Origin of the sequence: Mesorhizobium sp. NPDC059054, from assembly GCF_042739215.1 — a bacterium.
Taxonomy (GTDB): Bacteria; Pseudomonadota; Alphaproteobacteria; order Rhizobiales; family Rhizobiaceae; genus Mesorhizobium.
This window is the reverse complement of record NZ_JBHYHV010000010.1, coordinates 74826-85335: the sequence shown is the minus strand read 5'-3', so window position 1 is coordinate 85335 and position 10510 is coordinate 74826. Positions and strand designations below refer to the sequence as shown.

Genomic DNA, 10510 nt, shown 5'->3' with positions numbered 1-10510 from the left:
ATCATCGCTGTCGCAAGGAAGCTCCTCGTCTCGCTCAACGCCATGATCCGAGACAAAAGCCGCTTCGCTTGAACACAGTTGCCATTCCGGAACGCCGGCGAGGGCGCAGCGGTCCAGAACATCCTGGCTCCGGCAGCCCGAAATCTCTAGCGGGCGATCAACATCCCCACCAAAGCTTCCTCGACATCGCTCCTGTTGGCGGTGCTTTCATTGGCGGCGCGCTGGGATTTCACGCGCATGGCGACACCGTCGAAGGTCAGCATCAGGAGGTGGGCGAAAGCGCGCAGACGCGGATCCTGCGGCGTGGCACCCTCGATCGCATCGCAGACGATCTGGACGATCTTGTTCTCGGCCCAGTGCAGCAGATCTGGCTTGTACTTGTCCTTGGGCATGACGATGGCAAGGCCCTCCATCAGCGCGGAGGTATAGCCGGTCTTGTCGTCGGCGATGTCGTTGAGCAGGCCGCCGACGAGGCGCCGGATCTTGCGCTCCGGCGTCTTCAGCCGCGCCACGGCACGCTCCAGCGCCAGCACCTGCGCTTCGAACCAGGGCGTGTAGATGGTGAAATAGATCTGCAGCTTCGATTCGAAATAGACATAGACATTGGACGGCGCGATGCCGGCGCCCTTGGCGATCTTGGCGACCGTGGTGTCCATGTAGCTGGTCATGGCGATCTGCGACGCCGCCGATGTCAGGATCGCCTGCCGAACCGATTCATTCTTGACGCGGGCCAAGATCACCCCTCTCGCGCAAATCAGAAACATTACGCTTAAGCGCGGAATCTTCGGTGGTCAAACGGCCAGCCGACAAAAGACCATGCTCCGGCGACGCAACGAACCATCGCCTCAAAAAAGAATGACATTCTCTATTGACATCGGTGGACTTCGACTCTTTTCATAAAAGAACGTCATTCGTTATAGCACAGGGAACGCATAACGTATGGCCAGCAATGGAGCCAGGCGCAAAGGATGCCCGGTCCAGAAAACGGGAGAAGCCTGATGCCGACCTTGCAGATCAACAATCATCCGATCGCCTATCTGGAATTCGGCGACCCGAACAACGACACCATCATCCTTTTGTCGGGCTGGGCGCAGGACAACCGCCTGTTCAAGAATCTGTCGCCGCTGCTGGCCGAGACATTCCACGTGCTGGTGCCCGACTATCGCGGCCATGACGCCAACGAGACCGTGCATGGCGACTTTGGCACCGAGGAGCTGATCGACGACATCGCCGCCTTCATCGAGATCAAGGCGCCGAAGAACCCGATGCTGGTTTCGACATCGCATGGCTGCTGGGTCAATATCGGCCTGTGCGAGCGGCTGGGCCTGGAGCGCACCATCCTGATCGACTGGCTGATGCAGCCGCATCCGGGCTTCATCAAGCAGCTCGAGGACGGGCAGGATCCGCAGCGCTACAGGCAAGGCCGCGACAGCTTCTTCAACGAATGGGAAGCGACGACCGACAATGTCGACGTCATCAACCACATGAAGAAGGAAATGGCCTGGTTCTCCGGCCCGATGTGGATGCGCGCCTGCCGCGAGATCCTTCGGGCCTACACCAAATATGGCTCGCCGCTCAAACGCATGGAAGGGCTGAAGAAGCAGCCCGAGCTCATCCACATCTACTCACAGCCGCTGTCGGCCGAATACCGCAAGTTCCAGGAAGACTATTCCGCCGGCCACCCCTGGTTCCGCCCCGTCCACATCCCCGGCCAGACCCACTTCCCGACACTGGAGAACCCGGCAGCGGTGGCGAAGGCGATCGTGGAGTTCAGTGGGCGTTATTGACGACGACACGCATAGGCTTCTGCCGATCGAGCGCTTCGCCTAAGAAGCTAGCCTGGGTTCAGCGCCGTTGATATTCGTATCGGCCGGAGCGACGGTCAATTTCACACCAAGCGCGCGGGCGACGCCTAGGAGAGTGGAAAGCTTGGGATCGCCCTTTTCGCTCAAGGCCTTGTACAACGCCTCACGGGTTACGCCGGCCTCCTTGGCCATGGCGGTCATACCGCGAGCGCGGGCAACATCGCCGAGCGCCTTCTTGATGAGTTCGGGGTCGCCATCTTCAAACGCTGCTTCGATGTAAGCGAAGATGGCCTCCTCGCTGTCGAGATATTCGGTGACGTCCCACTTGCGGGTTTCGATAGCCATCAGTTCAACTCCTTCGCCATCGCCTTGGCGTTCTTGATATCCTTTTTCTGCGAGGATTTGTCGCCGCCGCAGAGCAGGACAACGACCGTATTGCCGCGCTTAACGAAGTAGACGCGGTAGCCCGGGCCATAATCGACACGAAGCTCGCCGATACCGTCGAAGAACTTGGCATCGCCAAGATTACCGAGTTCCACCCGCGCGATCCTGATCTCGATACGGGCCTGCGCGCGAACGTCTCCGAGAGATTTGAGCCAGCCGGAGAATTCAGTAGTGCGGCGAACTTCGATCATGTCAAACTGTAATCTACAGTTCACATTCCGTCAAGCGACCTGTGAACTGTAGATCACTATTTCTTCACCTGATCGCCGTTCGTCCAGACATCTCCGCAACCGAAGCAGCTTAGGCGAACGCGTCCGGAGCACGCTACCCCCGAACGGGTGGTGCCGGGCCATTGTCGCAGCGCTACACTGCTTGCAGCGCTGGATGTCCATCAGCGTTCGGACCACCCCCACGCGCCGCCTGACTTCCAAAGACAGGACATCGAGAAAGACGACTTCTAGCACGCAGTCATGCATTCGCTCTACCGGCCTAACCCCCCCCATCGCATTCGCCTGCACCGTCGTCACCACGATCATGGCCAGCACTTCCTCGGCGCTGCGGTCTCGGGAGAAATCGTTCTCCGGCGGATCAAGCCGTCGCCGCACCGGGTTCGGCAGCACCGTCAGTTTTGCGCTCCTCCCGGAAAGGGCGGTCGGGGCGGATCCACAAGGCCATGAACGCGCCAAGCAAAAGCAGGACCATGGAGGCCGCGAACGGCAGGTCCCACCGACCGGTCAGGTCGATGGTGAGGCCGAAGACGACCGGCGAGATCATGCCGGCAAGGCCGAAACCGAAATTCATGAACCCGCTCGCCGTCCCTGAATATTGAGGGGCGATGTCCATCGGCGTGGCCCAGATCGGCGCGACGATCAGTTCGGCGAAGAAGAACGCCGCGCTGAGGCTGAGGGCAACCGTCACGAGATCGGTGGAGAACATCACGGGCAGCATGCAGGCGAAAGCGCCGAGGAAGCCCACGACGATCACGCCGATGCGGGCCCAGCCGATATTGCCGGTCCTGCGAAGAATGCCATCGCTGGCCCAGCCGCCCACCAGATCCCCGACGACGCCCGCAAGAAACACGCCTGCCGAGAAGAAGGCGGATTTCTTCAGGTCGAGATGGTGCTGGTGCAGGAAATAGGAAGGGATCCAGTTCAGGAAAAGCCAGAGCATCCAGCCATAGCAGAAGTCGGTCATGGTGACCGGAAGCATGCGCTTCAGGAGCGGTATCCAGGGCAGTCTCTTGCGCTCGCCCGCGATCTTCTGCTTCGGCAGCGCCTCCAGTTCTTCTTGCGTGACGCCCCTGTGCTGTCGGGGATCGTCGCGGAAGTACCACCACCACAGGACGACCCACAGGAAGCTGACCAGCCCGACGATGATGAAGGAATCCCGCCACGACAGCGCGATGACCAGAAATGCGATCAGCGGCGGGCTCAGCGCATTGCCGAAGCGGGCGAAGGCATGCGTGATGCCTTGGGCAAATCCGCGCTTCTGCGCAGGCATCCAGTTGGAGAGCGCACGCGTGGCGGTGGGAAATGCCGATCCCTCGCCGATGCCGAGCAGGATCCTGGCGATGACCAGCGAAACCGCGCCCTCGACGAAGCCGATCATGATCGTGGCCGCCGACCAGATGCTGCCGCAGATGATCAGCGTCTTGTGCGGGCCCAGCCAGTCGCCGAGCCGGCCGCCGAGAATCTGGAAAAGAGCGTAGGGGTAGGCGAAGGCCGAGAAAGCGAGCCCCAGCTCAACGTTCGAGAGGCCGAGTTCGGCCTGCATGGCCGGAGCGGCGGTGCTGATGTTGACCCTGTCTATGTAGGTGACCAGATACATCAGGCAGATGATGAACAGGACGCGGTCCGTCGTCCTGAAACGGGTAAGCCGTAACATGTCTCCTCCCACGATATTCGGGCGGAAGCTGCGGCCTTTCGTTCGCGAGGCCGGTTCCCGCTCCGATCAGGAAAACCCGCCCTCCTCGACGAGCTTTCCGGCTTTGGGGTCCGGTCGGACCCCGATGCACTGCTCCTTTCAAATCCGACGCCCGGTCGGCTTCATTCCGTCATCTGCGCCAGTTTCAACCGCTGGATCTTGCCCGACGGCCCCTTCGGCAGGGCAGCCATGACATGGATGCGCTCTGGCGACTTGAATTTCCCAAACCTTTGTTCGCAAAGGCAGATCAGCTCCGACACGGTCAGGGTCGAGCCTGGCCGCAGCGTGACGGCCGCTTCGACACGTTCGCCATATCGGTCGCATTTGCGCGCGAATGCCGCCGCCTCGATGACATCGGGATGGGAATAGAGCGCCTCGTCGATCTCGCGTGGCGCGATGTTCTCGCCGCCCTTGATGATCAGTTCCTTCAGCCGTCCGGTCACGAAGACATAGCCGTCCTCGTCCAGGCGCCCGAGATCGCCGGTCCGCAGCCAGCCGTCCGCGGTCAGCGCCGCGGCGGTGGCGGCGCTGTCGCCGAGATAACCCCGCATCACATTCGCGCCGCGTACTGCGATCTCGCCTTCGGTGCCGGGCGGCAGCGGGGACAGGTCGGGGGAAAGCACCACAACCTCGTTGCCGACCGCATGGCCCGGAGAGCCGATCTTGCGCAGGCCCGGCGGCAGCGGATTCGACAGGATCTGCGCCGCCGTTTCCGTGAGCCCCATGGTTTCGACGATCGGAATGCCGAAGCGCCGCTCGAAACCGTTCTGGACTTCCGGCGCAAGCGCCGCGGAGGCGGAGCGTCCGAAACGGACACGCGCCCGACAGGAGGATTGCGGTTCACCGTCTCCGTGCAGGAGGTGCGAAATGATCGTCGGCACCACCGAAAACCAGGTCGCCTTGTACTCCTCGCAAACGGCCCAGAACTGGCTGGCCGAAAACCGTTCGCAGACCACCACCGAACCGCCCGACAGCAGCGGGGCGAGGATCGTCACGCACAGGCCGTTGATATGATAGATCGGCAGGACGCACAGGGCACGGTCATGCGCCGTCAGCTCATGCGCCACCGCCGTATTCCAGCCGCCGGCAAGCAGGCTCGAATGGCTATGAACCACGCCCTTCGGCCGCCCCGTCGTTCCCGACGTGTACATCAGCAGCGCGTCGTCCTCTGCGCCATGGGCAAGCGGATCGGCTCGTCCGGCCCCGGCCGGCCAGCGGAACGCGCCATCGACGTCGATCAGGATCGGCGCCGCCGGATGGGCGGCGATGGCGCTGTCCAGCAACGGTCGCTGCCCGACATCGACAAGCAAGGCTTTCGCACCGGAATGCGACAGCGCGTAGCCGATCGCATCCGCGCCGGCGACCAGATTGATCATCGTGGCGCGGAAGCCGCCATAGAGCACACCATAGAGGCCCAGGACCGCCTGGCGGCTGTTGGGCATCATCAGCGCCACGCTGTCGCCCCGCGCGATGCCCAGCCCGGCAAGCCTGCCGGCAATCTCGGCGGCCGCGTCGCGCAGCGCCCGCCAGGTCAGCGTCGTGCCGTCGGAGGGGAAAAGATGGCTGACGGCCTCGCTTTGGTGATCGGCGCGATCGTCGAGCCAGTCCCGGACCGTTCCCGCCGGCGGCCGATGCGGGTCAAGCCTCATTTCCCGGCCTCCTGCCAATAGAAGGCAAAGATCTCCTCGAGCGTCGGCTCCCTGGGCGGGATCGGCCGCACGATCCGCGTGCGCTGCATGAAATGCCGCCAGTGGAGATTGGTGTCGATCGCGTTGCCGCCCCAGCTTCCGCAGCCCATCGAGAGCGAGAACGGCAGGCCGTTGTCGAAGGCCCCGCCCGTGGCGAAACTGTGGGCCTGGTTCACGATCACACGGCAGACGGGAAGGCTGCTGCCCAGGACGACCGGCCGTGCGGTGTCACGCGAGTGCAGACCGACGGAATGGCCCGCCCCCTGATGCTGCAGGATGCGGCGGGCCAGCTCTGCCGCGTGGTCGAAATCGCGGGCCCGGTAAAGTGCGGCGACGCGGCTGAGCTTTTCACCCGAAAGCGGATGCCCGGGCCCGATCCCTTCGGTTTCGACCGCGACGAAGCGCGTGCCTTGCGCAACCTTGCCGGCAAGCCCCAGCTTGCCGATCATGACGTCGGCATCCTGCGCGATGACCTCGCGGTTCAGATGCCCGTCCTGCCAGAGGCGGCTGACGATCGCTTGCGCTTGCGAGGACGGAACCACCGCGCCGCCCTCGGCGGCAAGCGCGGCCAGGAAGTCGTCATAGACCGCATCGACCACGATCAGCGCGTTCTCCGACGAACAGGATGTCGCGTTGTCGAAGGTCTTCGACAGGGTGATCTTGCGCGCCGCATCGATCAGGTCGGCCGTTTCGTCGACGATGACGGCGACATTGCCGGCGCCGACACCGATCGCCGGCGTGCCGCTTTCATAGGCCCTGCGGACATTGTCCTGGCTGCCTGTCACGACCACGAGATCGGCGGTTTCCAGCAGCCGCTGCGTCTTGGCCTTGCTGCCGGCGCCCGGCAGCATCTGCACGAGGTCGCGGTCCTCCCCGATCTTGTCGAACTCGGCGTGGATGAAGGCAAGCAGCATCTCGCAACAGGCCGTCCCCTTCGGCGATGGCGAGAGCACGATGGCATTGCCGCATTTCAGGGCGTTGACGATGTTGTTTGTCGGCGTCGCAACCGGGTTGGTGGAAGGAACCACCGCGCCGATGACGCCGATGGGCCGGGCGATTTCGGCTATTCCGGTATCCGGATCGTCGGACAGGACGCCATGGGTCTGGATGCCCTGGATATCGCGCAGCAGCCCCAGGGTCTTGCGATGGTTCTTGGCGATCTTGTCGGCGACATTGCCGAGCCCGGTGGTGCGAACCGCCAGTTCGGCAAGCTGGCGGTTTCGCTCCGGCTGCATGACCGCCCAGCCTGCGGCCTGCGCGGCAAGGTCATAGCGACGCTGGCTGCCATGCGCCTCGTAAGCCGCCTGGGCGGCGCGCGCCCTGGCCAGCATCGCATCGACCAATTGGAGATCGTTCGTAATGTCCATGCCTTGCTACTCGCCTTGCTTCCGGCGCGCCAATGAAACGGGATCAAGGCCGCTCCAGAAGCGGCCCAGCCATGGCTTGCCCACGTGCCTGCAATGTCGGTTTGGCGCATCCTCCTCTTGATGCACCAGGAAAGCCTACGCCATGAAAATAGCCTTGCAAATGTTTTCATAGAAAATTATCATTTGATAGATTTCAGGATAAAAATCATATGGTTAAGCCAGATATCGTTTTCGTAGCTCGGCTTGCAGGCGTTTCACCGGCTACGGTTTCGCGGGCCATCAACCATCCGGAACTGGTGAGCGCGGCCACCCGCAGAAAGATCGATCTCGCCATCGAGAAATCGGGCTATATCCGCAACCGCGCGGCGCAAGCGATGCACGGCAAGCGCAGCGCGACCATCGGCCTGGTGATGCCCACCATCTCCAACATGATCTTTGCCGAGGTCACGCAGGCGTTCAACGACACGGTCAGCGATCAGGGCTTCACGCTTCTTCTGGCGTCGCATGGCTACGATCTCGACACGGAATACCGCTTGATCCGCAAGCTGTTCGAGCACCGGGTCGACGCGCTGGCCGTCATCGGGCTGGACCACAGCCATGGCACCTTCCGCATGATCGCCGAGCAGCGTGTTCCGGTGCTGGCGATCTGGAACTATGCCCCGGACTCCGCCTTGCCCTGCATAGGCGTCGACAATCGCGAGGCGGGGCGGCTGGCGGCCGAACATCTTGTCGCCCTGGGGCACAGGCGCATCGGCATGGTGTTTCCCTCGACCGTCGACAATGACCGCGCGCGCGGTCGCCAGGCGGGGGCCATGGCGGTTTTTCAAGCCGCCGGCGTCGAACTGAAGGACCACTGGCGCATCGAGGTGCCCTACAACATCGCGCAGGCAAAATCCGCCATCGCCGAACTGCTGGGCCGCGACGACAGGCCGACCGCGCTGCTCTGCGGCAATGACGTCATCGCGCAAGGCGCGATCTATGCCGCCGCCAGACTGGGAATTTCGATCCCACAGGCGCTGTCCGTCATCGGGGTCGGCGATTTTGCCGGTTCAGCTCAGGTGGAGCCGACATTGACGACGGTGCGCATTCCCGCACGGCAAATCGGGGTTTCAGCGGGCCAGGTCATCGTCGATGCAGTGAGCCGCTCCGATCCCGACTTCATGGTCCGCACCCGGATCGACCTCGACCTGATCATGCGGGCCAGCACCGGCATGCCGGCTGACGCGCGCCGCGTCGATTGAAGCTGTGCGCTCACCCGCCTGCACGCTCGTCACCGCGATCATCGAGAACACATCCTCGGCGCTGCATCCGCGCGACAGATCGTTAGCCGGCTTGGCCAAGCCTTGCAGGATCGGGCCGATGGCGGTGGCGCCGCCGATGCGTTGGGCGATCTTGTAGCCGATATTGGCGGCGTCGAGATTGGGGAAGACGAAGACATTGGCCTCGCCATGCAGCGCCGAATTCGGCGCCTTGGCGGCACTCACCGCCTCGACGAAGGCGGTGTCGAACTGCAGTTCGCCGTCGATGATGAGCTCGGGATCGGCGGCATGGGCGAGACGGGTGGCCTCCACCACCTTGGAGACGCGCTCATGCGCGGCGCTGCCATTGGTCGAGAAGGACAGCATCGCTACCTTGGGCGCAGCGCCAGCCAGCGCCTGATAGGAGCGCGCCGACATGCGGGCGATGTCGGCAAGGCCGGCGGCATCCGGATCGACCACGAGGCCGCAATCGGCGAAGACGAAGGCGCCTTTCTTCACGTGATGGGGCTGGCACAGCATCATCAGGAAGAAGGAAGAGACCAGGCCGACGCCGGGCGCGCGGCCGATGCATTGCAGCGCCGCCCGCACCGTGTCGGCCGTGGTGGCGACCGCGCCGCCGACCGTGCCGTCGGCTTCGCCCTCGCGCACCATCATGGCGGCGAAGGTAAGCGGCGCGCGCACGGCCGCATAGGCTTGCGCCCCGTCGACGCCCTTGTCCTTGCGCAGCGCGTGATAGGCCGCAGCCAGGCGCGCGGTCAGCGCCGAAGTCTCGGGGTCCTCGATGCGGATGTCCTCACCCGCGGCACCGGCCTCGGCAAGCCTTTGCTCCACAACATTGCGGCGGCCGACCAGCGTGATCCGAGCAATGCCCTCGCGCACCGAACGAAGTGCCGCCTCGGCGATGCGCGGGTCCTCGCCTTCGGGCAGGACGATGCGGCGCGGCGATGCCTTGGCGGCGGCGAGGATGCGTTCCAGCGGCTTCATCAGGCGTGTCCCAGATAGTAGATGCCGGCGAGGATGAAGAGGCCGATGAAGACGGTCTCGGCAACGATCAGCGCCACCGCATCACCACCGACATCGAGCACGCGGCGCAGCGAGGTCTTCATGCCGACGGCGACGATGCCGGCCAGCAACGCCCAGCGCGACACCTCCATGCCGGCTTTCGAGACCGCTTCCGGCACGAAACCCAGCGAGTTGGCGGCGGCGAGGATCAGGAAGGCGATGACGAAGCCGGGCAGCAGCGGCGGCCGCTTGCCGGCTTCGCCCACCGGACCGGCGCCGCGCGTGGCGAGGGAGAACACCAGCACGACCGGCGCCAGCATGGTGACGCGGATGAGCTTGACCAGCGTGGCGGTCTCGCCCGCCTCGGGTGAAACCGAGAAGCCGGCGCCAACCACCTGGGCGACGTCGTGGATGGTGCCGCCGAAGAAGATGCCGGTGGCGCGCGCGTCGAGGCCGATGCCTTCGGCGATCATCGGATAGAAGATCATGGCCAGCGTCGACAGCACCGTCACCGACAGCACGGTGAAGATCAGGTTGCGCTCGGAGAATTCGTTGCGCGGCAGCACGGCTGCGATCGCCATGGCGGCCGACGCGCCGCAGATGGCGACCGAGCCGCTGGTGATCAGCGCCAGCCGCCAGCCGCGGCCGAGCAGCCTGGCGGCGACAAGGCCGAACAGGATGGTGGCGGCGATGGCGCAGATCAGCAGCAGGATGGTGCTGGCGCCGAGCCCGACCAGCAGGTCGACGCTGATGCGCATGCCGAGCAGGGCGACGCCGATGCGCAGCACCTTCTTGGCGCTGAGGTCGATGCCGGCGACGCAGCGCCCCTCCTCCGACAGGAAGTTGAAGGCGATGCCGAGCAGCAGCGCCATCAGCATCGCCGGCGCGCCATAATGATCCGACAGGAACTGTGCCGCAATCGCCACGGCTCCGGTCACGGCAAGACCCGGCCACCAGGCTTGCACCATCGAAGGCAGGCTGTTGAGGCGTCGGGTCGCGGCGGCGGTGTTCATTCCTTCATT

Annotated in this window: 9 protein-coding genes and 1 pseudogene; 2 read left to right on the top strand and 8 right to left on the bottom strand. The window is 64.0% G+C overall.

Annotated features, from left to right (window positions below; genetic code table 11):
• Positions 1–146: 146 nt before the first annotated feature.
• Positions 147–734: a TetR/AcrR family transcriptional regulator gene (locus tag ACFWXH_RS30500; protein WP_379125175.1), complete on the bottom strand. Its 588-nt coding sequence runs from the start codon at positions 732–734 to the stop codon at positions 147–149.
• A 264-nt stretch (positions 735–998) separates the two neighbouring features.
• Here ACFWXH_RS30500 and ACFWXH_RS30495 point away from each other — a divergent pair, with 264 nt between their 5' ends.
• Entirely contained in the window at positions 999–1787 is a 789-nt protein-coding gene (locus ACFWXH_RS30495) for an alpha/beta fold hydrolase (RefSeq protein WP_379125174.1), read from the top strand.
• Between the two features lie 39 nt (positions 1788–1826).
• Here ACFWXH_RS30495 and ACFWXH_RS30490 read toward each other — a convergent pair whose 3' ends face one another.
• The 5 genes from ACFWXH_RS30490 to sauS all read right to left on the bottom strand — a co-directional run bounded on the left by ACFWXH_RS30490 (position 1827) and on the right by sauS (position 7227).
• Positions 1827–2150 carry an addiction module antidote protein gene (locus tag ACFWXH_RS30490; protein WP_379125173.1) on the bottom strand — a complete coding sequence of 108 codons (324 nt, stop codon included), beginning with the start codon at positions 2148–2150 and terminating at the stop codon, positions 1827–1829.
• Positions 2150–2440 carry a type II toxin-antitoxin system RelE/ParE family toxin gene (locus ACFWXH_RS30485; protein ID WP_379125172.1) on the bottom strand — a complete coding sequence of 97 codons (291 nt, stop codon included), beginning with the start codon at positions 2438–2440 and terminating at the stop codon, positions 2150–2152. The genes ACFWXH_RS30490 and ACFWXH_RS30485 overlap by 1 nt, the downstream gene beginning before the upstream one ends.
• Before the next feature lie 397 nt (positions 2441–2837).
• On the bottom strand, positions 2838–4133 hold the full coding sequence (locus tag ACFWXH_RS30480) for an MFS transporter (protein WP_379125171.1): 1296 nt from the start codon (positions 4131–4133) through the stop codon (positions 2838–2840).
• A 161-nt stretch (positions 4134–4294) separates the two neighbouring features.
• On the bottom strand, positions 4295–5821 hold the full coding sequence (locus tag ACFWXH_RS30475; protein ID WP_379125170.1) for an AMP-binding protein: 1527 nt from the start codon (positions 5819–5821) through the stop codon (positions 4295–4297).
• On the bottom strand, positions 5818–7227 hold the full coding sequence (sauS, locus tag ACFWXH_RS30470) for an acylating sulfoacetaldehyde dehydrogenase (protein ID WP_379125169.1): 1410 nt from the start codon (positions 7225–7227) through the stop codon (positions 5818–5820). Before sauS ends, ACFWXH_RS30475 begins: the two co-directional genes overlap by 4 nt.
• A gap of 209 nt (positions 7228–7436) precedes the next feature.
• Here sauS and ACFWXH_RS30465 point away from each other — a divergent pair, with 209 nt between their 5' ends.
• Positions 7437–8468, top strand: a complete 1032-nt coding sequence (locus ACFWXH_RS30465) for a LacI family DNA-binding transcriptional regulator (protein ID WP_379125168.1) — start codon at positions 7437–7439, stop codon at positions 8466–8468.
• 15 nt (positions 8469–8483) lie between these two features.
• Here the strand turns inward: ACFWXH_RS30465 and pta are convergent.
• Together pta and ACFWXH_RS30455 are read right to left on the bottom strand one after the other, a co-directional pair.
• A pseudogene (pta, locus tag ACFWXH_RS30460) lies at positions 8484–9470 on the bottom strand (phosphate acetyltransferase); the annotation flags it as partial.
• Positions 9470–10501: a YeiH family protein gene (locus ACFWXH_RS30455; RefSeq protein WP_379125167.1), complete on the bottom strand. Its 1032-nt coding sequence runs from the start codon at positions 10499–10501 to the stop codon at positions 9470–9472. The pseudogene pta and the gene ACFWXH_RS30455, both read right to left, overlap by 1 nt.
• Positions 10502–10510 lie beyond the last annotated feature (9 nt).

Coding starts and splice junctions, on each gene's coding strand:
- ACFWXH_RS30495 (WP_379125174.1), top strand. CDS start 999: ATGCCGACCTTGCAGATCAACAATCATCCGATCGCCTATCTGGAATTC.
- ACFWXH_RS30490 (WP_379125173.1), bottom strand. CDS start 2,150: ATGGCTATCGAAACCCGCAAGTGGGACGTCACCGAATATCTCGACAGC.
- ACFWXH_RS30485 (WP_379125172.1), bottom strand. CDS start 2,440: ATGATCGAAGTTCGCCGCACTACTGAATTCTCCGGCTGGCTCAAATCT.
- ACFWXH_RS30480 (WP_379125171.1), bottom strand. CDS start 4,133: ATGTTACGGCTTACCCGTTTCAGGACGACGGACCGCGTCCTGTTCATC.
- ACFWXH_RS30475 (WP_379125170.1), bottom strand. CDS start 5,821: ATGAGGCTTGACCCGCATCGGCCGCCGGCGGGAACGGTCCGGGACTGG.
- sauS (WP_379125169.1), bottom strand. CDS start 7,227: ATGGACATTACGAACGATCTCCAATTGGTCGATGCGATGCTGGCCAGG.
- ACFWXH_RS30465 (WP_379125168.1), top strand. CDS start 7,437: ATGGTTAAGCCAGATATCGTTTTCGTAGCTCGGCTTGCAGGCGTTTCA.
- ACFWXH_RS30455 (WP_379125167.1), bottom strand. CDS start 10,501: ATGAACACCGCCGCCGCGACCCGACGCCTCAACAGCCTGCCTTCGATG.